Below are 22624 nucleotides of genomic sequence, written 5' to 3' on the forward strand. Positions count from 1 at the left end.
ACAGACCATGCCCGCCTACGCACTGAAATGCCTGAGCGCCACCATCACCGTCAGCATCCTGCTCAGCGCATGCTCGGCGTTCGAGCCCAAGCCCTACACCGAGGAGGAAATGCGCCAGCGGGTGATCGACGACCAGGCGCGGATGTACAAGGAGCAGGAGCCGGTCAGCGGGCCGATCACCTTCTACGAAGCCTCGGCGCGCGCCCTGAAATACAACCTCGACTACCGCCTGAAACTGCTGGAAAGCGCGCTAGCCTCCGACCTGCGCGATGTCACCAGTCACGAGATGCTGCCGCGGGTGGTCGCCTCCGCCGGCTACGCCGGGCGCAACAACGATTCGGGCGGCACCTCCATCGGCATTGAGGACCGCCAGGTCAGCCTGCGTCCGTCCACCTCGGAAGAGCGTTACCGCCAGCTCTACAGCCTGGGCCTGTCCTGGAGCCTGCTGGACTTCGGCGTCGCCTACTACCGCACCCAGCAGAAGAACGACCAGATGCTGATGGCCGAAGAGCGCCGCGAGAAGGTCGCGCAGAACGTCCTGCAGGACGTGCGCAACGCCTACTGGCGCGCGCTGGGCGCCCAGCGTCTGCTGCCGGAAGTGGACGGCCTGCTGATGCGCACCCACCGCGCGCTGACTTCCGCCCGCGAGGCCGAGGGCAAGGGCCTGCTGCCGCGCCAGGACATCCTCGCCTACCAGCGCGCCCTGCTCGACTCGGTGTACATGCTCACCGTACGCCGCCAGGACCTGGAATTCGCCCGCGCCGAACTGGCCGCACTGATGTCGCTGCCGCCGAACACGAAAATGGTCCTGGCCGACATCGGCGAGCAGCCGCTGCCGCTGGTAACCAACAACGTCGAACAGCTCGAACGCCTATCCCTGGAGCGCCGCCCGGAAATCATGGAGGAGTGGTACAGAAAGCGGGTCGACATGAACGACCTGAAGATCGCCAAGGCCCAGCTGTGGCCCAACGTCAGCTTCAACTACGGCTACGAGTACGACTCCAACAAGTACCTGTACAACAACGACTGGAACCAGACCGGCATCAACGTCTCGATGAACCTGCTGCGCCTGGCACAGTATCCGGACATCAAGGCCGCCGAGGCCAGCCAGGAAAAGACTGACGACATGCGCCGCACCGCGCTGTCCATGGCCATCCTCACCCAGGTTCGCGTCGGCCTGCTGCGCTATCAGCTGGCCAGGCAGGAAGTGGAGTTCGCCGACGAGAGCCTGCGCGTCGACCAGAGCCTGCTCAGCTATGCCCAGTCCGCCCGTGGCGCCGCCCTGGGCAGCGAGTTGGAGCTGATCCGCGCCGAAGGCCGCTTCCTGCTCTCGCGCTACCAGCGCGAAGCCGCCTACTCCGACGCCCAGGCCGCATGGGGCCGGCTATACAACTCGGTGGGCTTCGAGGTGATGCCCAAGGAAATCGAGAACCACGACGTGAAGACCCTGGCGCGGGAAATCCAGCGCACGCTGGAACAACAGACCAGTACCAACCTGCTCGCCAGCAGCACCTCCAGTGGCACAGAAGGAACCGCCAATGCCGCGCAGTAAGCCGTACCTGCTCCTCCCGCTCTGCCTGATGTTGCTCCAGCCGGCGCTGGCCGATGACGCCCCCGACGGCCTGCCGCCGCTGCCGGACAACCAAGACCCCGGCGCCATCCGCGTGCTGCTGGTGTCCAACCTGGAAACCACCCTTTCCGCGCAAATGAACGGCACCCTCGGCGCGCTCAAGGCGAGCCTGGGCGACAAGGTCGCCAAGGACGCCGAGCTGGCCCAGCTCAACTGCGTGGAGGTCAACGCCCGCGCCAAGGTCGCCGCCGCCGAACTGACCATGGCCCGCTCCAACCTCGCCGCCAAGCAGAACCTGCGCAAGCTCGATGCCGTGGGCGACCTCGAAGTCGCCATGGCCAACACTGAAGTGCAGAAGGCCGACGGCGCCCTCACCCTGGCCCGCGCCCAGGCCGGCTACTGCCTGGTCGATGCGCCCTTCTCCGGGCGTATCGCCAAGGTCTACGTCAAGCCGTACCAGACGGTGACCGCCGGCACGCCGCTGTTCGACCTGGTCAGCGACGGCGCGCTGAAGGTCCGCCTCAACGTGCCCTCGTCCATGCTGCCCAGCCTGCGCCCGGACATGCCGCTGGAAGTGGACATCCACGAAACCGGCAAGCACTACCCGGCCAAGGTCAGCGTGATCAACGCGCGGGTCGACGCCGTGGCGCAAACCGTCGAGCTGGAAGCGAAGCTGGACGCCAGCTACCCCGAACTGATCGCCGGCATGAGCGGGGTCGCGCGCTTCCCCGAAAGCCATGAGTGAGCTGCTGCCGCCACCCCAGCTGCTGCTGAGCCTGGCCAATGTGCGGGACAAGGCGCTGACGGCCGACTCCCTCGGAGGCCTCGCTTTCAGCATCGCCAATGACCTGTTCCCGCTGCTGCGTTTCCACCAGGCGCTGGTGTTCGCCTGCCATGAATCGCGCAACGAGCTGCTGGCGGTGTCCGGCCTGGCCAAGCCCACGGAAGACTCGCCCTATCTGGTCTGGCTGGAACGCGCCAGCCGCTGGGTCGCCGGACAACTACCCGACGCCACACCCACCTGGCTCGCCCGCGACGCCATCGAGCCGCCCGCCGACATCGCCGAGGGCTGGAGCGAATGGTGGCCAGCCGGACTCTGGTGCGTGCCGCTGCACGACCGCGCCGGCAAGCGCCTGGGGCTGGTGCTGTTCCTGCTCGACGAGCCGCCGGCGCGCAACCTGCAACCGCTTCTGCAGGGCATCTGGCAGACCTGGGCGCACGCCTGGGCGTCGTTCGGGCCCCGCACCCGCCTGCGCTACTGGCGACCGAGCACGCGCCAGGTAATGGTCGGCGTCATTGCATTGGCCGCGCTGCTGCTGATTCCGGTGCGACAGACCGCCCTGGCGCCGGCGGAAATAGTCTCGCGCAACGCTCAGGTGATCAGCTCGCCCATCGACGGCGTGATCGTCAAGATGCTGGTGCGCCCGAACCAGAGCGTCGAGGTCGGCACGCCTCTTTTCGAGCTGGACGAAACCACCCTGCGCAGTCGCGCCGACGTGCTGGCCAAGGAAGTTGCCGTGGCCGACGCCGAACTCATGGCCGCCAGCCAGCGCGCCTTCGACAACCCGCAGAGCAAGAGCGAACTGTCGGTGCTCGACGGCCGCTCGCGACAGCGCCGCGCCGAACTGGCCGCCGTGCAGGCGCAACTGGCGCGCACCCGCGTACTCGCGCCGCGCGCCGGCGTGGCCGTGTACAGCGACCCCAACGACTGGCTGGGCAAGCCGGTGGTGACCGGCGAGCGCATCCTGCAGATCGCCGACCCGAAGGCACCGGGTATGCGCATCCAGCTGCCGGTGGCCGATGCCATCGCGCTGGAGCCGGGGGCACCCGTGGCGCTGTTCCTCACCGCCTACCCGCTCGACCAGCTGCACGGGGAAATCCTCGACACCAGCTACCAGGCCAAGCCCAGCGATGAAGGCGTGGCCTCCTACCGCCTGCTGGCCAGCGTGCAGGACGCCCCGCCCCATGCCCGCCTCGGCCTGCACGGCACGGCCAAGCTGTATGGCGAGCGAGTGATGCTCGGCTACTACCTGCTGCGCCGCCCGCTGGCATCCCTGCGCGCCTGGACCGGTTGGTAGTAGCGATGGACATCGCCGCCGAAGACCTGCCCACCCCGCCGCTACGCGACGATCTGCGCCTGGACGAAGCCGCGCCCGGCCCGGATGGCGAGCCGGTGTGGGTGATCCAGGACAGCGTGCTCAACCGCTTCTACCGCATCGGCTGGCTGGAGTTCGAATGTCTGCTGCGCTGGGAGCAGACGCCCCGGCAGATCAGCGAGCAGATCGCCGAGCAGACCGCGCTCAAGCCCGACGCCGAGCAGGTGCTGGGCTTCCGCCAGTTCCTCGAACGCCACCAGTTGCTCCGTCCCGGCCCCGAAGCTCTGGCGCGGCTGGCCGCGCGCAGCGAAGGCAAGCAGTGGACGACCTGGAACTGGTGGCTGCACCACTACCTGTTCTTCCGTATCCCGCTGCTGCGCCCGCAGCGCTTCCTGCGCGCCGTCGCCGGCAGCCTCGACTGGCTGTTCAACCGCTACGTGGCGATGCTGGTGCTGCTGCTCAGCCTCGCCGGCATCGTGCTGGTGGCGCACCAGTGGGACACCTTCACCCACGACGTCGTGGAGTCCTTCTCCTTCGAGGGCCTGCTCAGCTTCGCCGCCGCACTGGTGGTGGCCAAGACGCTGCATGAGCTGGGTCACGCACTGGTGGCGACGCGGCTGGGGCTGAAGGTTGCGCACATGGGCATCGCCTTCGTGGTGATGTGGCCCATGCTCTACACCGATACCGGCGAGAGCTGGAAGCTGCGCAGCAACCGCCAGCGCCTGGCGATTGCCAGCGCCGGGATCATCACCGAGCTGGGCCTGGCCGGGCTATCGACGCTGGGCTGGGCGCTGGCCGACCCAGGCCCGCTGCGCAACGCCCTGCTGTACCTGGCGACCACCAGTTGGGCGCTGTCGCTGGCGCTGAACGCCAGCCCCTTCATGCGCTTCGACGGCTATTTCATCTTCTCCGACCTGCTGGACTTCCCCAACCTGCACGAACGCGCCGGCGCACTGGCGCGCACCACGCTAAGACGCAACCTGCTGGGGCTGGACGAACCCTGGCCGGAGCACTTCCCCGCCGGCAAGCGCCGCCTGCTGGTGGCCTTCGCCTTCGGTACCTGGGTCTACCGCCTGCTGCTGTTCCTCGGCATCGCCGTGGCGGTCTACTACTTCTTCTTCAAACTGCTGGGGATCTTCCTGTTCGCCGTGGAAATCAGCTGGTTCATCGTTCAGCCCGTGTGGCGCGAACTCAAGGTCTGGTGGCAGCGCCGTGCGGAAGTGAAGCCGCGGCGCAAGCTGGTGTGCATCGCGCTGCTCGGCGCCATCGTGCTGCTGCTCGCCATTCCCTGGCGCACCCAGGTGCATGCGATTGGCGTGGCGCGTGCAGCGCAGCAGTTGCACGTCTACGCGCCCTTCCCCGCGCTGCTGCGCGACCTGCGCCCCGGCGGCGAGGTGAGCAAGGGAGAAACCCTGGCGGTGATGGAAGAGCCCGATATCGCCGCCAAGGTGGCCGGCAGCGAGGCCAGCATTCGTGGTTATCAAGGGCGCCTGGCCGGCATGCTGGCCGATCCTTCGGGTCTCTCCGAGGAAGCCGTTACCCGCCAGCGCCTGGGCGTGGAGTACCAGCAGGCCCGCGCCGCGCGCAACGAGATGGCCCGCCTCAACCTGCAGGCTCCCTTCAGCGGACGCTGGATGGACGTCAACCCCGACTGGAAGCCCGGCCAGTGGATCAACACCCGCGAACCCATCGGCGTGCTGGTGGACCCGCAGCACTGGCTGGTGGACGCCTACGTCAAACAGGACGAAGTGCAGCGTCTCACCGACGGCGGCCATGTGCACTTCTATCCCGAAGGCGTGCCGAACCCCATCGACGGCCAGGTGGTGCTGATCGGCACCACGCGCATCAGCCAGCTGGAACAGCCGATGCTCGCCTCGCGCTACGGCGGCCCGCTGAACGTCAATCCCCAGGGCGAGGCACTGGTGCCCAACCCGGCGCTGTTCCATGTGCTGGTGAAACTCGACGGCGCACCACCGGGCCTGCACGAAACCCGCGGCCACCTGCAGATCGAAGGCGCCCGGCGCAGCTGGCTGGGCGAAGGGTTTACGAGATTGCTGGCGGTGGCTTTGCGGGAGAGTGGGTTTTAGCTCCCAGCAGATACTCCTGCGCTCGGATCGGCCCTCACCCTAACCCTGGCTGCGCGCCCCGCTCCAGAGGGAGAGGGGACTGTGCGGTGCCGGTTGAAGCCCCAGCGTCAGCCGGCACGATCTACTCCCTCCGGGACCGTTCGGGGCAGGATGAAACCATGGTTCCCACCGGCACGATCCGCCCCTTCTCCCTGAGGGAGAGGGCTGGGGTGAGGGGGAAGCACAAACACGGAGCTAACGGGGAAGGACAATTGCTCCTGCAGGGGCCGTTCAGCGTTGGGCGGTTCGCGAGCAAGGACCAGGCGTCCCCCTCGGTCCTACGAAGAGCCCACCGATCCAGCTTTGGCTTTGACTCTTAAGTCTTCCAGGGAAATGACCGCACACTCCGACTGCCCCGTTCAGGAGGCCTCGTTGAAGCGGAGTTTCAGGGGTTGAGCGACATGGATGTCGCGAGAGCGTTGTCGGGCGAGGGATGGCCCGTCAACGCGGGCCCCTTAAACTGCGCTTCAACGAGGGTATTTTTCGCCCCAAGCGAAAAACCGGATGATTGGGGCAAGACCTTTGCCTTCTTTGGGTCGTTTGCCAAAGAAGGTCGCCCGAGGGGGCGAAACCAGAAGTCCGCGCGTACGCCGAAGCGGCGCTGGAACACCCAGCCCGAGGCAGCATAATTGCAGCTCAGGAGGTCAGGAGGTCAGGAGGTCAGGAGGTCAGGAGGTCAGGAGGTCAGGAGGTCAGGAGGTCAGGAGGTCAGGAACACTGCCAGCAGACCGCGGGCATAACCCTCTCCAGCAGGTTCAGCGACGCTCTACGCCACCTCACTCTCCACCCCCGCATCGAGATCCACCAGCAACTCGATCATCGCCCGCGCCGCCGCCGAAAGGCGGTCGCCGCTGCGGGTGACGATGCCGCAGCGCGCCTGGAGAATATCGACATTCTGCGGCAGGTTGCGAAAGTGCAGTCGCACCAGTTCCCCGCGTGCCATCGGTTCGCTCAGCGCCTCCTCCACGGCGATGCCGATGGCATCGGTCTGGCCGACGATGCGCACCAGCGAGGCCATGTCCTCGCACTGCACATTGGTGGTGATGTCGATCTTGCCGCTGAGGTTGGCAAGCATCTTCCTCGCGCTGGGCGGAATCAGCGTAGCCGCCAGCGGATAGGCGAACATGTCGTTGGTGGAGAGGCTTTCCTTGGCCAGCAGCGGGTGCCCCTCGCGGCAGAAGAACAGCCCGCTGCGCGGCTTCAGCGCGCGGGTCTGGAAGTTCGGGTCGGCTTCGAAATGGCGGATGTCGGCGACGAAGAATTCGATCTCCTCGCGGCTCAGGCTGCGCGCCAGGCGCTCCCAGTTGTCCACGCCGAACTGGATGTGGATGCGCGGGTAGCGCTGGACGAAGCGTGACACCGCATCGGACACCAGCTTCTGCGCCGGCGCCGGCCCGCTGCCGAATCGCAGCTCGCCAGAGTCCAGCTTGTTCAGACGGGCCACCGCGTGGCTCAGGTTATTGGCGCCCTGCACCAGGCTCAGCGCATGCTGCAGCACCACCTGGCCCTCGGGGGTCGGGCGCAGGTCCTTGCTGCCGCGATCCACCAGACGGCAGCCCAGCTCCTGCTCCAGGCCCTGGATGCTGCGGCTGAACGCTGGCTGGGTGATGCCCATGGCATCGGCGGCGCGAACGAAGCTGCGGTGTTCGTTGAGGGCGATGAAGTAGCGGAGTTGGCGCAAATCCATGATGCATTTCCGGCATAGAAAATAGTGGGCAAAGGCATTTGCCGCTGGGTATGCGCTGGTTTTAAATGCAAGCTCTTATTCCGTCAACGAAGAATAAAGCAAGCATCTATTCTTTTATGAACTAAGAATATAGCTCAGACCAGGAGTCGCCCGATGCCAGCCTTGCACCTCCTTTCCTCGCGAATGTGCCTGTCCCGCTGTCGCTGACAGCAAAAGCCGCACCCACCCACTACGAAAAACGTCGTTCGCCACTTTTGCGTGGCGCGGCCCCCTTTTGCCCGCGAACAGCGTGCAGAGACAAGGACACAGCATGACTTCGAGACATTCGCCCTTCCCCTTCAAGCCGCGCCGTCTGCGTGCTCCGGACTATGCCGTAGTCCTGCTGCTGGCCCTGGGCGGCGCCTTGCCCGTGCTTGCCGAGGAAACCGAGGACGCCGCCACCGGCAGCGAAACCAGCAAGCCCGTCAGCGCCGCGCCAGCCAAGGCCGACGCCACCCTGGGCAAGGTCACCGTCACCGCCCGCCGTCGCGAGGAGGACTCGCAGAAGGTGCCCACGCCGATCACCGTGGTCGGCGGCGAGACCCTGGAGACCCAGCGCGTCTACAAGGTGCAGGACCTGCAGCAGATCCTGCCCAGCGTGAACGTGGCCTTCATTCACGCGCGGCAATCGAGCATTGCCGTGCGCGGCATCGGCAACAACCCGGCCAGCGACGGGCTGGAAGGCAGCGCCGGGGTCTACCTGGACAACGTCTACCTCGGCCGCCCCGGCATGGCGGTGTTCGACCTGCTGGACATCGAGCAGCTTGAGCTGCTGCGCGGCCCACAGGGCACGCTGTTCGGCAAGAACACCACGGCCGGCGTGCTGAACATCAGCACCCGCGCGCCGACCTTCACCCCCGAGCGCAGCGTCGAGGTCTCCGGTGGCCAGGACGGCTACTTCCAGGGCAAGGGCAGCGTCTCCGGCGCCCTGACCGACACCCTGGCCGGGCGCGTCTCGGCCTACCGCACCCGCGATGACGGCTACATCAAGAACATCCACGACGACAACACCCTCAATGGCGGCGAGCGCCAGGGCATCCGCGGGCAGCTGCTGTTCAAGCCCAACGAAGATTTCGACCTGCGCTGGATCAACGACTACAACGAGGAGGACTCCAGCAACGGCAGCATGGTGGTGTACGGCGCCGCCGACCGCTTCTGGCAGCGCGCCGCCTCGGTGGGTGCCTCGCCGGTGCGCGATCCAGACCGGCACAAGGTCAACATCAACGCTCGCCAGCATGTCAGCGTGCACCAGGGCGGCAGCTCGGTGGAGGCCAACTGGAACCTCAATGGCGGCTACAAGCTGACCTCCATCAGCGCCTACCGCTACTGGCACTTCACCCCGGCCAACGACGAGCAGCTCGACGTCTCGGCGATCAACAACACCGGCGTGGAAGTCCACGACCGCCAGTTCTCCCAGGAAATCCGCCTGGCCTCGCCCACCGGCGGCTTCTTCGACTACGTGCTGGGCGCCTATGCGTTCAATCAGAACCTGGGCAACAAGACCTTCACCAGCTACGGCCCGCTGGCCGACCGCTACCTGCTGGGCACCGACCTGAATGCGCTGAACAACACCTACTCGAAAGCCAACGGCAAGATCGAGACCGACAGCTTCGCGCTGTTCGCCCAGGGCACCTGGCACCTCACCGACAAGCTGGACTTCACCGCCGGCTTGCGCGGTACCTACGAGGAGAAGGATGCCAAGGTCGAGCGCTTCTCGCCGCTGGGCGGCGCGCCCGTGACCGGTGTCGGCGCGGTGGTGCGGCGCAACCAGCTGGGTGCCTACGACTCGGGCGACCTGAGCCTCTACAGCTTCGCCCCCTCGGCGTTGCTGAGCCTGAGCTACCAGTTCACCGATGACCTGCTGGGCTATGCCTCGCTGTCCCACGGCGAGAAATCCGGCGGCGTCAACCTGGCCGTGGCCAGTGCGCCGACGGCGGGCGCGGACTCCCTGCTGGTCGGCCCGGAGCGCGCCAACGACGCCGAACTGGGGATCAAGACCACCCTGTTCGACAACCGCCTGCAGCTCAACACCAACATTTTCTGGACCGGCATCCACGGCTACCAGGCGACCACCCTGTACCAGCCGCCGGGCTCGACCCAGCTGGTCTCGGTGCTTTCCAACGCCGGCAGCGTGCGCTCGCGCGGCCTGGAGTTCGAGGCCACCGCCCTGCCGATCCGTGGCCTCACGCTGAACTTCAACGGTTCCTACAACGACGTCACCTACCTGTCGTTCAAGGACGCCCCGTGCCCGGCGGAAGTCTCCACTCAACCCAATGCCCCGGCCAGCTGCGACCTAACCGGCCAGCGCGTGGTCGGCGCGTCGAAGTGGATCGCCAACCTCAACGGCGAATACGCCTGGAACCTCGACGACGGCATCCGCCCCTACGTGACCGGCAGCTATGCCTACCGCTCCGAGGCCGAAGGCACGCTGGACAACTCCGACCTGTCGAAGATCGACGGCTACGGCCTCGCGAACTTTTCCGTCGGCCTGCGCAAGGACATCGGCGACGGCCAGCTGGACGCTTCCGTCTGGCTGAAGAACGCCTTCGACAAGGACTACTACCTGGCCGCCTTCGCCAGCATCAACGGCTCCTACACCGCCTCGGTGGGGCAGCCGCGCACGCTGGGCGCCTCGGTTCGCTACGACTTCTGATCCCCATCCGCCGCGCCAGAGTGCGCGGCGCCATTGCACAGCAAGAGGACGATGAGATGAGCAACGCAGCACAGGCTATCAAGCAAGACCTCGTCAATCTGGACATCCACCCGGTCGCTGGGCGCATCGGCGCGGAGATTCGCGGCGTGACGCTCTCCGGCGAGCTGGACGCCGCCACCGTCGACGCCATCCAGGCGGCGCTGGTGAAGCACAAGGTGATCTTCTTCCGCGGCCAGACACAGTTGGACGACCAGGGCCAGGAGGCCTTCGCTCACCTGCTCGGCAAGCCGGTGGCGCACCCCACCGTGCCGGTGCAGGACGGCACCCACTACCTGCTGGAGCTGGACGGCGCCCAGGGCCGCCGCGCCAATTCCTGGCACACCGACGTGACCTTCGTCGAGGCTTACCCCAAGGCTTCGATCCTGCGCAACGTGGTCGCTCCCGAGGCCGGCGGCGACACCGTATGGGCCAACACCGCCACGGCTTACGACGACCTGTCGCCGGAACTCAAGGCGCTGGCCGACTCGCTGTGGGCGGTGCACAGCAACGAGTACGACTACGCCAGCGTGCGCCCGAACGTCGACCCGGCGCGCCTGGAGGAGTACCGCAAGATCTTCACCTCCACCGTCTACGAAACCGAACACCCGGTGGTGCGCGTGCACCCGGTCAGTGGCGAGCGGACCCTGCTGCTGGGGCATTTCGTCAAGCGCCTGAAAGGCCTGTCGCAGCATGACTCGGCGCACCTGTTCGCGGTGCTGCAGGGCCACGTCACCCGCCTGGAGAACACCGTGCGCTGGCGCTGGCAGCCGGGCGACGTGGCCATCTGGGACAACCGCGCGACCCAGCACTACGCCGTGGACGACTACGGCACCCAGCCGCGCATCGTGCGCCGCGTGACCCTCGAAGGCGACGTGCCGGTGGGCATCGACGGGCAGCGCAGCCGGACGATCAAGAAGGTTTGAAGGTCTTCTGCCGACGAACCCTCTCCCCAGCCCTCTCCCTGAAGGGAGAGGGAGTATCCGATTGACGCGTATCTCCCGTGCAGTCCTGCTACTTCGGCGCAGGACTGGCTCGTGGTTTCGCCTGGCACCGATCCAGTTCCCTCTCCCTTCAGGGAGAGGGTTAGGGAGAGGGCCGCCCATGCCTGAACGGAGCACTGCAAGATGACCCAATCCGCCCTCCAGCAATCCACCCCCGAACCCTTCGCCATCGTCCCCCTCGACGCCCCGCTGGGCGCCGAAGTCCGCGGCCTGGACGCCCGCGAGCCGTTGACGCCGGAACAGATCCTGGCGATCAAGCAGGCCCACCGCGAGCACCACATCCTGATCTTCAAGGACCAGCAGCTCGACGATCAGCAGTACCTGCGCTTCGCCACCCTGTTCGGCGCAGTGTTCCAGCCGCCGGCGGACATCCCGGTGCTGTCCTCGGGCGCCGACGGCAAAGCCCCGGACATCGTCAAGGTAGCCAACACCGAGGACGGCGAACTGGGCAACTTCGCCCTGCCGGCCCATGTTGACCACCAGTGGACCCCGGTACCCTCTTCCGGCTCCTTCCTCTATGCGCTGGAGGTCCCCAAGACCGGCGGCGAAACCCAGTTCACCAACCTCGCCCGCGCCTACGAGACACTGGATGAGGCGACCCGCGCCGAGATCGATCCGCTGCGCCTGATCAATTACAACCCGTTCATTCGCCTGAAGAGCGGCGGCTACAACGGCACCTTCGTGCGCTACCGCACTCCGGACATCGAGCCCATCCAGGGCACCGAGCACCCGCTGGTGCGCACCCACCCGGAGAACGGCAAGCGCGTGCTGTTCCTCTCGGTGCACACCGAGGTGGAAATCCCCGGCGCCGATCCGCAACAGGGCGCCGCGCTGGTGGAGAAATTGCGTGAACACCTGCAGCAGCCCGAGCTGATCTACAGCCACAAATGGTCGGTCGGCGACATCGTCTGGTGGGACAACCAGGCCGTGCTGCATGGCCGCAATGCCTTCCCGGCGAGCGAGAAGCGCCGCCTGAAGCGCATCAGCCTGTCGGGTAGCCGGCCATTCTGATGCACCCGTAGGGCGCATAACCTGGCACAGCTTATCCGCCGGCCCACGCACGGCGGATAACGCTGACGCGTTATTCGTCCTACGGAACTGGAGCAGCAGGTAATCCGTTCGCGAGCAAGCTCGCTCCTACAAAAAGCTTCCCCGCGCTTTCTATGCTTATGCGAAATCGTTTCTTGTCCTGAATCAATTATTCCCTTTATAGTTTCGCCAACTCGTCATAACAAGTTATGAACTATGGCCGAACTACTCCCCCTCTCCCCCGTTCCTCTCTACAGCCAGCTCAAGGAAGTCCTGCGCACGCGCATCCTCGACGGTACCTATCCGCCGCTCAGCCGCATGCCCTCCGAGGCTGAGCTGGGCAAGGCCTTCGAGGTCAGCCGGATCACCGTGCGCCAGGCGCTGGGCGACCTGCAGAAGGAAGGGCTGATCTTCAAGATCCACGGCAAGGGCACCTTCGTCGCCAAGCCCAAGGCGTTCCAGAACGTCAGCACCCTGCAGGGCCTGGGTGAATCCATGAGCCAGCGTGGCTACGAAGTGATCAACCGTCTGCGCAGCTTCAAGACCGTGCAGGCCGACGCCCAGGTCGCCGCCCGCCTGCAGGTGGCCGAGGGCGAGAACGTGGTGCAGATCAAGCGTGCCCGCCTGGTCAACCGCGAGCTGGTGTCGCTGGAGATCACCTGGCTGCCCGAGCACGTCGGCAAGCGTCTGGAGAAAGCCGACCTGGTCAGCCGCGACATCTTCCTGATCCTCGAGAACGACTGTGCCCTGCCCCTGGGCCACGCGGACCTGGCTATCGATGCCATCCTCGCCGACGCCGAGCTGGCCAGCGCGCTGGAGGTGGAAGAAGGCTCGCCGGTGATGCGCATCGAGCGCCTGACCCACACCGCCGACGGCGCCCCGCTGGACTACGAACACCTCTACTACCGTGGCGATGCCTTCCAGTACCGCCTGCGCATCGACCGCCACAAGGGACAGCACCAATGAGCCAGTTCGACCTCTCCCAGGTTCCCGAGGACAAGGAACTCGCCTACGACATCGTGGTGATCGGCGGTGGCACCGCCGGCCCGATGGCCGCGATCAAGGCCAAGGAAGCCAACCGCGAGCTGCGCGTGCTGCTGGTGGACAAGGCCAACGTCAAGCGCAGCGGCGCCATCAGCATGGGCATGGACGGACTGAACAACGCGATCATTCCCGGCCACGCGACGCCCGAGCAGTACACCAAGGAAATCACCGTCGCCAACGACGGGATCGTCAACCAGACCGCCGTATACGCCTACGCCACCCACAGCTTCGAGACCCTGCAGCAGCTGGACCGCTGGGGCGTGAAGTTCGAGAAGGACGAGGTCGGCGACTACGCCGTGAAGAAGGTCCACCACATGGGCGCGTACGTGTTGCCCATGCCCGAGGGCCACGACATCAAGAAGGTGCTGTACCGCCAGCTCAAGCGTGCGCGCATCGAGATCACCAACCGCCTGGTGGTCACCCGCCTGCTGACCGATGCCGAGGGCGCGGTCAACGGCCTGCTCGGTTTCGACTGCCGCACCGCGCAGTTCCAGGTGATCCGCGCTAAGGCCGTGGTGCTCGCCTGTGGCGCCGCCGGCCGCCTGGGCCTGCCCTCGTCCGGCTACCTGATGGGTACCTACGAGAACCCCACCAATGCCGGCGACGGCTATGCCATGGCCTACCACGCGGGGGCGGAGCTCTCTAACCTGGAGTGCTTCCAGATCAACCCGCTGATCAAGGACTACAACGGGCCGGCCTGCGCCTACGTCACCGGTCCGCTGGGCGGCTACACCGCCAACAACAAGGGCGAGCGCTTCATCGAGTGCGACTACTGGAGCGGCCAGATGATGTGGGAGTTCCATCAGGAACTCGAAGGCGGCAACGGGCCGGTGTTCCTCAAGCTCGACCATTTGGCCGAGGAAACCATCCAGACCATCGAGGAAATCCTCCACAGCAACGAACGCCCCAGCCGCGGCCAATTCCACACCGGGCGCGGCACCGACTACCGCCAGCAGATGGTGGAGATGCACATCTCCGAGATCGGCTTCTGCTCCGGGCATTCGGCCTCCGGCGTGTGGGTCAACGAGAAGGCCGAGACCAGCGTCCGGGGCCTGTACTCGGCCGGCGACATGGCCGCCGCGCCGCACAACTACATGCTCGGGGCCTTCACCTACGGCTGGTTCGCCGGCACCAACGCCGCGCAGTACGTCGTCGGGCGCGAGTTCAGCGAAGTTGATGCAGTCCAGGTCGAGCGCGAGCGCGAACGCGTCTTTGCCCCGCTCAAGCGCGAGCATGGCCTGCCGCCGGCGCAGGTCGAGTACAAGCTGCGGCGGATGGTCAACGACTACCTGCAGCCGCCCAAGGTGACCAAGAAGATGGAGATCGGCCTGCAGCGCTTCGCCGAGATCGCCCGCGACCTCGACCAGATGAAAGCCAATAATCCCCACGAGCTGATGCGCGCCATGGAAGTCAGCGTGATCCGCGACTGCGCCGAGATGGCCGCCCGCGCCTCGCTGTTCCGCACCGAGAGCCGCTGGGGCCTGTACCACCACCGCGTCGACTACCCGCTGCGCAACGATGCCGAATGGTTCTGCCATGCGCACCTGAAGAAGGGCGACGACGGCGCGATGACCAGCTTCAAGAAGCCCATCGAGCCTTATGTGATCGCCCTGGATGAGGATGAGCAGCAGGCTTACGAGAAGCTGCGGGTGAAGAGCGAGGCGGCATAGTGGGTCGTTCGCCGAGGAGCCCCTCACCCCAGCCCTCTCCCAGAGGGAGAGGGGGTCGTTCGGCGCGAAGGGCGACAATGTCGTCAGCCGGCGAGCGCCGATTTCTTCACCGCTCAGGACAGTCCCCTCTCCCTCTGGGAGAGGGTTAGGGTGAGGAAAGACCCCGAGCACCAGTACCACCCCGGAAACACCGAACAGAATCAGCCGACCGCCAAGACGGCCGGCAAGCAACACCATGAGGACCGCGTGCAATGGCCTACCAACCCCAGGAAATCTTCTTCCGCTCCAGCGCCCCGGTGACCGTGGACGAAGACAAGTGCATCGCCGACAAGGGCTGCACCGTCTGTGTCGAGGTCTGCCCGATGGACCTGCTAGCGATCAACCCCGCCACCCAGAAGGCCTACATGGCCTTCGACGAATGCTGGTACTGCATGCCCTGCGAGAAGGACTGCCCGACCGGCGCCGTGCGGGTCGAGATTCCGTACCTGCTGCGTTGAACCCGTAGCGCCGCTGCTCTTGTAGGAGCGAGCTTGCTCGCGAATCAGGGCCGGCAGAGAGCTGTTCGCGAGCAAGCTCGCTCCTACGAAGCACCCAATAAGAAACGCCATCCGGACCCACCGCCGGACGCCTGATGCACCGCCCCTCGTTTCCCACCGCAAGGCCTGCGGCGGAGACGATTCCAATACTGATGATTCGAGGGGAACACCCATGACCTTGCGCACCACCCTGGCCGGCCTCGCGCTCGCCATTGCCAGTCTTTCCGCCCATTCGGAAACGATCCGCGTCGCCATCGGCACGCAGGACACCACCATCAACTGCGCCGCCGGCGGCCTGCTGATCCGCGAACTCGGCCTGCTCGACAAGTACCTGCCCCACGACGGCCAGTACAAGGACGCGCAGTACGACGTGCAGTGGAAGAACTTCACCAGCGGCGCGCCGCTGACCAACGAGATGCTTGCCGGCAAGCTCGACTTCGGCGCCATGGCCGACTTCCCCGGCTCGCTCAACGGCGTCGCCCACGAGGCCGCCGGCAAGCGCAGCCTGTTCATCAGCGTGCTCTCGGGCAGCATCGAAGGCAGCGGCAACGGCATCGTCGTCCCCGCCGCGTCCAAGGTGCAGTCGCTGGCCGAACTCAAGGGCCAGACCATCTCCGTGCCCTTCGCCTCCACCGCCCACGGCCTGCTGCTGCGCGCCATCGCCGCGCAAGGCTTGGACCCGGAGAAGGACGTCACCATCATCGCGCAGCCGCCGGAAGTCGCCGGCTCCGCGCTGCAGGCCAACAAGATCGCCGCCCACGCCGACTTCGTACCCTTCGCCGAGCTGTTCGAAAGCCGTGGCATCGCCCGCAAGATCTACGACGGTTCCCAGGCCAAGGCGCCGACCTTCCACGGTGCGCTGGTGGAAGCCGACTACGCGCAGAAGTACCCGGAAATCGTCGAGGCCTACCTGCGCGCGACCTTCGAGGCCAACCAAATGCTCGCCAAGGAGCCTGAGAAATACAGCGAGCTGATCGAGAAGGTCGCTGGCATTCCCGCCGAGGTGAACTACCTGTTCCACGGCCCGCTGGGTCTGCAGACCCGCGACCTGACCTGGAAACCGGAATACCGCCAGGCCGTGGCCACCGCCATCGACACCCTGAAGCTGCTGAAGAAGGCCGACCGCGGGCTGAATGTCGAGCAGTTCGTCGACGACCGTTACATTCGCGAGGCCTTCAAGGCCGCCGGCGCCGACTACGACCAAGCGCTGAAGAACTACGCGCAGCAGCCGCTGCTGGGCAATGACGCGCTGACCAACAAGCCGATCACCGATACCCGCAAGGTCGCGCAGATCTGGGTGCGTGGCGAGCCGAAGGTGCGCAGCTACGCGACCGCCAAGGAGGCGCTGGGCCAGCTGGCCGAACTCAAGCAACAGGGCAAGGACATCCGCGCGGTGTACGCCCAGGCCAGCGACAGCGGCATCAAGCTGCTCGCCGGGCAGGCGTGGTTCGTGCGCGGCAAGGATGGCGCGCTGGACGCCTTCCTGCTGCGTGAACAGGCCGCTGCCTTCGCCCGCCAGCATGGCGGAGAAGTCGCCGACTTCGCCGCCGCCAGCCAGCAGGCCGTGGCCAGCCGCTGAATCGAGGACCAGCCCCGGCGCCTGCACGCCGGGGCTGGCGGAGACGACCCGATGAACACCACCACCCTCACTCGCTGGAGCCTGCGCCTGGCCTCGCTGCTGGTCTGCCTCGCGCTCTGGCAGGTGCTCAGCGCCCGCCATGTCAACCTCGGCGTGGTCACCTTCGCCAACGTGCCCGGTCCGCGTGACGTGCTCGACGCCGCCTGGAACCTCGCGCAATCGAGCAAGCTTGGTCGCCACTTGGGCAGCAGCCTGCTGCGGGTGCTCGCCGGCTACCTGCTGGCGGCCTTCGCCGGCATTCTCCTCGGACTGGTCATCGGCCGTGGTCGCTGGGCGCGGGACAGCCTGTTGCCGCCGTTGGAAGTGCTGCGGCCGATCCCGGCGGTGGCGTGGATTCCGCTGGCGATCCTGATGTTCCCCAGTTCCGAGCTGTCGATGATCTTCATCACCTTCACCGGCGCGCTGTTCCCCATCCTGCTCAACACCATCCACGGCGTCGAAGCAGTGGACCCACGCCTGCTCGCCTCCGCCCGCAGCCTCGGCGCGAGCCGCCTGGCACTGCTGCGCGAAGTGGTGCTGCCGGGTGCAGCGCCGAGCATCGTCACCGGCCTCGCCATCGGCATGGGCACCTCGTGGTTCTGCCTGGTGACCGCCGAGATGATCTCCGGGCAATGGGGCATCGGCTACTACACGTGGGAGTCCTACACCTTGCAGAACTACCCCGACATCGTCGTCGGCATGCTGCTGATCGGCATGCTCGGCATGGCCAGCAGCCTGCTGGTACGTCAGCTCGGCACCCTGGTCACGCCCTGGCAGCGCCAAGCCGGAGGCAAGCCATGACCCTGCCCGCCAGCGCGCCCGGGCGGGTGCGCGTCGACGGTCTGTCGATCCACCTGGGCCGCGGCCGCGATGCCTTCGAGGCCGTGCAGTCGCTGAGTTTTTCCATCGAGCCCGGCGAGTTCGTCTGCGTGCTCGGCCCCTCCGGCTGCGGCAAGTCCACTCTGCTCGGCGCCCTGGCCGGGCACCTGACACCCAGCGCCGGCCTGCTGGAAGTGGACGGCCAAGCCGTCGCTGGCCCCTCGCCCGAGCGCGGCATGGTGTTCCAGCACCACACCCTGCTGCCCTGGCGGCGGGTACGCGACAACATCGCCTTCGGCCTGAAGATGCGCGGCGTGCCCCCCGCCGAGCGCCATCGCCAGGCGGACGAAATGCTCCAGCTGGTCGGCCTGAACGGCTTCGCCCATCGCTGGCCGTCGCAGCTCTCCGGCGGCATGCAGCAGCGTGTGGAGATCGCTCGCGTGCTGATCAACCAGCCGCGTCTGCTGCTGATGGACGAACCCTTCGGCGCCCTCGACGCGCAGACGCGGATGATGATGCAGGAGCTGCTGCTGGATATCTGGACGCGCCTGCGCACCAGTGTGCTGTTCATCACCCACGACATCGACGAGGCGCTGTTCCTCGCCGACCGCATCCTGGTGATGAGCCCGCGCCCCGGGCGCATCCTCGAAGACATCCGCCTCGACTTCCCGCGCCCCCGCCACGCCGACCTGCTCACCACGCCTGAGTTCTCCCGGCTCAAGCGCCACTGCCTGGAACTGCTGCGCCACGAAGATGGCCGCCAGCTGCCACGCCTGACACCCCTGGGCCTGCCCACCCAACAACGGATACCACGATTCGCCATATGACTACCTTCACTGTGAGCACCGACAACCCCAACATCCTCGACCTGCAACCACGCCTGCAGGACGCCGACGCCGGCGTGCGCCGCATCGCCCTGATCGAGCTGGCCGACCTGGAAGAGCCCGACGGCCTGCCCTGGCTCGCCCACGCGCTGAACCATGACGATGCCGCCAGCGTCCGCGCCGAGGCTGCGCGCCTGCTGGAAGCCTGGGAAGAGCCCGAGGTGGTGGACGCGCTCTGCCAGGCCCTCGCCGACACGGAGGAAGACGTGCGCGAAGCCGCCGCACAGAGCCTGAGCGAACTGAAGACCGCCGAAGCTGGCGTGCGCCTGTTGCCATGGGCGAGCCATGCCGACATTTTCGTCCGCCGCAGCGCCCTGCGCGCCCTGCGCGAACTGCGCCTGGAAGACGCCGCCGAACCGGCCCTGACGGCGCTGGACGACAGCGACGCCGGCGTGCGCCGCGAAGCCGTGGGCATCCTCGGCTGGCTCAAGCGCACCGACGCCCTGCCGCACCTGGCACGCCTGACCCGCGACGACCCGGACGCCGAAGTCCGCCGCGCGGCGGCCGGCGCCCTCGGCCTGGCCATCGACGCCAGCGTGCTGCCAGCCTTGCAGGCGGCGCTGCTCGACCCAGCCTGGCAGGTGCGCGAGGAAGCCGCCGGCACCCTCGGCAAGCTGGCCCTGCCGGGAGCCGGTGATGCACTGGTGCAGGCACTGGAAGACGACTTCTGGCAGGTGCGCCTGCGCGCAGCACGCTCGCTGGGCAAGCTGCGCTACCTGCCGGCGCTGGACGGCCTGAAGGTCGTGCTCGGCCATGGCATCAGCAACCTGCGCAAGGAGGCGGCGCTGGCCCTGGGCGAGCTGGGCAGCGGCGATGCCATCGACGCCCTGCGCAACGCCGAGCATGACGGCGACCCGGAAGTCCGCAAGGCCGTGCGCATCGCGCTGGCACAACTCGGGCAATCGGCATGAACACCCCGGTCGCGCTGCACCGTTCCAGCGTCGATGGCGAGCTGCGTATCCGCTGGGACGACGGCGTCGAACAGTGCATCGCCTTCGCCCGCCTGCGCGGCGCCTGCCCCTGCTCGCAGTGCCGGGTGGCGCGGCTGCAGGGGCGCATTGACCTCGTCTCGGCCGGCGTCGTCGTGCAGGAAGTTAACCTGCAGGGCTATGGCGTACAGCTGGTGTTCGACGATGGCCACGATCGCGGCATTTACCCCTGGGCCTATCTCAGGGCGCTCAGTTGATCGCGTGGGACAGGTGCTCGAGTACGCGCTCCACCGCGCGCTCCAGGCAACCCTTGAAGAAGTGGTCGGCGCCAGTGTAGAGCACCACCTCACGCTGCGCCGGGCGCGCCCAGTCCAGCAGGTTGGCCAGCGGCGCCATCTCGTCCGCCTCGCCGTGCAGCAGTAGGCAGTCAACCGGCAACTCCTGCGCCTCGTAGTCGCGGCCACCCGGCACCGTGCCCACCGGCAGGCCCATCAGCGCGATGGCCTGCGCAGGCGGAGACAATTCGCCGGCCACGCGGGCGAACACATAGGCGCCGAAGGAAAAGCCCACCAGCGCCAGCGGCAGGCCGGGATACTCGCGCCGCAGGTACGCAATCACCGCGAGCATGTCCTGCGCCTCGCCGAGGCCTTCGGCGTACTCGCCTTCACTACCATCCACGCCACGGAAACTCGGCCGCACGGTCAGCCAACCGGCGCCACAGAGCTTGCGCGATAGAGTCAGCGGTACGCGGTGTTTCGGGCTGCCGCCAAGCAGCGGCTGCGGGTGGCTGATTAGCGCCATGCCCCGCAGCGGCACACCCGGCCGATCGATCAGCAACTGCAGCTTGCCCACCGGTCCATCGATCAGTTGTGTGCTGCGCTCTTCTTCGGACATCGACTCTTCTCGCGAAACGGACAAGGAGCACCGATTGTAACGCCCCGTCCACTCACTCCAGCATTCGCGACAACGCGGGGCCGCAATCCGTAGGGCGCATGACCTGGAACAGGTTATCCGCCGTACGGACTGGCAGCGGCCCCACCAGCCTTGGCGTTAGAGGATCGACAGCGGGTAGTCGACGATCAGGCGGAACTCATTGACGTCGCCTTCGGCCTGGTCGGCATTGCCCCGGTGGATCGCCTCGCGCAAGCGGAAGGAAAGATCCTTCGCCGGCCCGGACTGCACCACATATTTGGCCTCCAGGTTGGTCTCGTGGTGCTTGCCGTCCTCGCCATAGCCATAGCCGCGGTACTGGCTGTCGGCGGCCATTTTCGTGCCGTCGATGCCATGACCGTTGACATAGCGGGCCATGAAGCTCAGGCCGGGGATGCCGTAGGTGGCCATCGCCAGGTCATAGCGCAGCTGCCAGGACTTCTCCTCCGGACCGTTGAAGTCCGAGTACTGGATGGAGTTGGCGAGGAAGATCGAATCTCCTGTATCGCCTGGGCCGTTGACGCCGAAGGCCACGTAGTCGAACGGCGTGTCGCCGTGGACCTTCTGGTAGGCCAGCGTCAGGGTGTGCGCGGTAAGGAAGGTGTACGCGGCGGCGGCGGACCAGGTGGTGTTGCTGATCTCGCCGGCCTTGGCGCTGCCGTCGTCGTTGGTGCGGTAGAGGTTGAAGTCGAAGTTCAGCGACTGGTCGTCCGCCAGCGGCAGCGTGTAGTTGGCGTTGCCGTAGTACTGGCGCCACACGTCTTCGAGCTTGGAGGCATAGAGAGAGAAGTTCAGCGCGTCGTTGACCGCGTACTTGCCGCCCACATAGTCGATGCTGCTGGCCTCGACGTTGGCATAGGAGGCCCAGATGCCATGGTCGCCGTTGGTAGTCACCGGGCCGTTGCCGCCGGTGAAGTGGCCGCCGTCCAGGTCCAGCCCTTCGATTTCGCTGCTCAGCACGTTGAAGCCGGTGGCGGTCTGCGGGAACAGTCGGGTGCCGCCAGCGGCGAACACCGGCGCGGCGGGCTGCAGGTCGCCCCAGCGCAGCTCGGTCTTCGACACGCGCAGCTTCACGGCGCCGCCGGCGCGGCCGTACTCGCTTTCCGGCGAGCCGTCGTCACGCACCGGCAGGTTGCCGGTGCCGGAGGTACCGGCGCCGCCATCCAGGCGGATGCCCCAGTTGCCGAAGGCCTCGACGCCGAAGCCGACGGTGCCCTGGGTGAAGCCGGAGCTGTAGTTCAGCGAGAAGCCCTGGGTCCAGTCCTTGCGGTCCCGGTCTCCGGACTTGCGGTCACTGTTGTAGTAGTAGTTGCGCATCAGCAGCGAGGCGGTGCTGCCTTCGATGAAGCCGGTGGCTTCGGATTGGTCGGACACGGCGGCGGCTTGCGCCAGTTGGAACGGAATGCCGGCGAGCGATGCACTGACACAGGCACCGAGCACGGAAAGACGGAACGCGGACATCTGCTACCCCTTTGTTGGTCTTGTCTTGGCAGGTATATCGATTGAATGCTGAACAACTTTCTTATGTTTCCCCCGCCATAGGCAGAGCGAGCGAAGAGATAACAATCCAGTGCCGCGCTCTCCAACCAGCCTTATCGATAGTTGATATCGAGACGAATGATTCAGCATTTACTCCTCTGGCCGTTAAGCTTGCGCCCCGATGAAGAACATGAGTCCCGGATGCCCGCTCCAGAGCGCCCGGAGGATTGCTCCACTTCATCATCCTTTGGTTTGGCCGCCTCCCCAGGCGGCCTTTTTTTGCCCGGAGGAAAGTGATGGAACAGCCGTTCCAGACCATTTACCGGATAATTATCCTGGCCACTTCGCGAGATATACGAACAGTACGCCCTGGTAACTTTCCCTGAACTTCAGCGGACAAGTTCCGCAGGATCGGGCAAACAGTTCGCCGGCCCCAAGTTCACCCGGTACGCCGTTCATCCCCTGCTCCTTCCCT

18 protein-coding genes are annotated in these 22624 nt (G+C 66.4%); 15 read left to right on the plus strand and 3 right to left on the minus strand.

Annotation, left to right across the window (positions count from 1 at the left end):
* Positions 1-7 precede the first annotated feature (7 nt).
* The 4 genes from ACIPK7_RS05870 to ACIPK7_RS05885 are packed head-to-tail and all read left to right on the plus strand — an operon-like array spanning position 8 to position 5753.
* Positions 8-1552 carry a TolC family protein gene (locus ACIPK7_RS05870; RefSeq protein ID WP_401086279.1) on the plus strand — a complete coding sequence of 515 codons (1545 nt, stop codon included), beginning with the start codon at positions 8-10 and terminating at the stop codon, positions 1550-1552.
* Complete coding sequence (locus tag ACIPK7_RS05875; RefSeq protein ID WP_192431215.1) at positions 1539-2315, plus strand: efflux RND transporter periplasmic adaptor subunit; 777 nt, start codon at positions 1539-1541, stop codon at positions 2313-2315. Before ACIPK7_RS05870 ends, ACIPK7_RS05875 begins: the two co-directional genes overlap by 14 nt.
* A complete protein-coding gene (locus ACIPK7_RS05880) occupies positions 2308-3648 on the plus strand; it encodes an efflux RND transporter periplasmic adaptor subunit (protein WP_401086282.1) in 1341 nt (446 codons plus the stop codon). The genes ACIPK7_RS05875 and ACIPK7_RS05880 overlap by 8 nt, the downstream gene beginning before the upstream one ends.
* Positions 3649-3653: 5 nt before the next feature.
* Positions 3654-5753: an HlyD family efflux transporter periplasmic adaptor subunit gene (locus tag ACIPK7_RS05885; RefSeq protein ID WP_401086285.1), complete on the plus strand. Its 2100-nt coding sequence runs from the start codon at positions 3654-3656 to the stop codon at positions 5751-5753.
* A gap of 805 nt (positions 5754-6558) precedes the next feature.
* On the opposite strand, the gene ACIPK7_RS05890 is transcribed toward ACIPK7_RS05885, so the two are convergent.
* Positions 6559-7479: a LysR family transcriptional regulator gene (locus ACIPK7_RS05890; RefSeq protein WP_192431212.1), complete on the minus strand. Its 921-nt coding sequence runs from the start codon at positions 7477-7479 to the stop codon at positions 6559-6561.
* Between the two features lie 310 nt (positions 7480-7789).
* On the opposite strand from ACIPK7_RS05890, the gene ACIPK7_RS05895 reads away from it, so the two are divergent.
* The 11 genes from ACIPK7_RS05895 (at position 7790) to ACIPK7_RS05945 (ending at position 19997) form a co-directional block, all read left to right on the plus strand.
* Positions 7790-10171, plus strand: coding sequence for a TonB-dependent receptor (locus ACIPK7_RS05895; protein WP_401086288.1), 2382 nt, complete (start codon positions 7790-7792; stop codon positions 10169-10171).
* A gap of 56 nt (positions 10172-10227) precedes the next feature.
* Positions 10228-11133 carry a TauD/TfdA dioxygenase family protein gene (locus ACIPK7_RS05900; RefSeq protein ID WP_401086291.1) on the plus strand — a complete coding sequence of 302 codons (906 nt, stop codon included), beginning with the start codon at positions 10228-10230 and terminating at the stop codon, positions 11131-11133.
* 201 nt (positions 11134-11334) lie between these two features.
* Positions 11335-12222: a TauD/TfdA dioxygenase family protein gene (locus ACIPK7_RS05905; protein WP_401086294.1), complete on the plus strand. Its 888-nt coding sequence runs from the start codon at positions 11335-11337 to the stop codon at positions 12220-12222.
* Positions 12223-12456: 234 nt separating this feature from the next.
* Positions 12457-13206 (plus strand): GntR family transcriptional regulator, encoded by a 750-nt coding sequence (locus ACIPK7_RS05910; RefSeq protein ID WP_401086297.1) that lies wholly within the window; start codon positions 12457-12459, stop codon positions 13204-13206.
* On the plus strand, positions 13203-14954 hold the full coding sequence (locus ACIPK7_RS05915) for a fumarate reductase/succinate dehydrogenase flavoprotein subunit (protein ID WP_401086300.1): 1752 nt from the start codon (positions 13203-13205) through the stop codon (positions 14952-14954). Before ACIPK7_RS05910 ends, ACIPK7_RS05915 begins: the two co-directional genes overlap by 4 nt.
* A 251-nt stretch (positions 14955-15205) precedes the next feature.
* The gene (locus ACIPK7_RS05920; protein WP_024767017.1) at positions 15206-15451 is read left to right on the plus strand and encodes a ferredoxin family protein; all 246 of its coding nucleotides are present in this window, start codon (positions 15206-15208) and stop codon (positions 15449-15451) included.
* A 211-nt stretch (positions 15452-15662) separates the two neighbouring features.
* Positions 15663-17069, plus strand: coding sequence for an ABC transporter substrate-binding protein (locus ACIPK7_RS05925; RefSeq protein WP_401086303.1), 1407 nt, complete (start codon positions 15663-15665; stop codon positions 17067-17069).
* 51 nt (positions 17070-17120) lie between these two features.
* Complete coding sequence (locus tag ACIPK7_RS05930; protein WP_401086306.1) at positions 17121-17909, plus strand: ABC transporter permease; 789 nt, start codon at positions 17121-17123, stop codon at positions 17907-17909.
* Positions 17906-18754 carry an ABC transporter ATP-binding protein gene (locus ACIPK7_RS05935; RefSeq protein ID WP_401086308.1) on the plus strand — a complete coding sequence of 283 codons (849 nt, stop codon included), beginning with the start codon at positions 17906-17908 and terminating at the stop codon, positions 18752-18754. The genes ACIPK7_RS05930 and ACIPK7_RS05935 overlap by 4 nt, the downstream gene beginning before the upstream one ends.
* Positions 18751-19722, plus strand: coding sequence for a HEAT repeat domain-containing protein (locus ACIPK7_RS05940; RefSeq protein WP_401086311.1), 972 nt, complete (start codon positions 18751-18753; stop codon positions 19720-19722). The genes ACIPK7_RS05935 and ACIPK7_RS05940 overlap by 4 nt, the downstream gene beginning before the upstream one ends.
* Positions 19719-19997 carry a DUF971 domain-containing protein gene (locus ACIPK7_RS05945; protein ID WP_401086314.1) on the plus strand — a complete coding sequence of 93 codons (279 nt, stop codon included), beginning with the start codon at positions 19719-19721 and terminating at the stop codon, positions 19995-19997. The genes ACIPK7_RS05940 and ACIPK7_RS05945 overlap by 4 nt, the downstream gene beginning before the upstream one ends.
* Here ACIPK7_RS05945 and ACIPK7_RS05950 read toward each other — a convergent pair.
* Together ACIPK7_RS05950 and ACIPK7_RS05955 are read right to left on the minus strand one after the other, a co-directional pair.
* Positions 19990-20634 carry an alpha/beta hydrolase gene (locus ACIPK7_RS05950; RefSeq protein WP_401086316.1) on the minus strand — a complete coding sequence of 215 codons (645 nt, stop codon included), beginning with the start codon at positions 20632-20634 and terminating at the stop codon, positions 19990-19992. The two genes, ACIPK7_RS05945 and ACIPK7_RS05950, sit on opposite strands and share 8 nt — an antisense overlap.
* A gap of 156 nt (positions 20635-20790) precedes the next feature.
* Positions 20791-22131 carry an OprD family porin gene (locus ACIPK7_RS05955; RefSeq protein WP_401086319.1) on the minus strand — a complete coding sequence of 447 codons (1341 nt, stop codon included), beginning with the start codon at positions 22129-22131 and terminating at the stop codon, positions 20791-20793.
* Positions 22132-22624: the final 493 nt, after the last annotated feature.

It is taken from the genome of Pseudomonas sp. NPDC086581 (genome assembly GCF_044746165.1).
In the GTDB taxonomy this organism is placed as follows: Bacteria; Pseudomonadota; Gammaproteobacteria; order Pseudomonadales; family Pseudomonadaceae; genus Pseudomonas.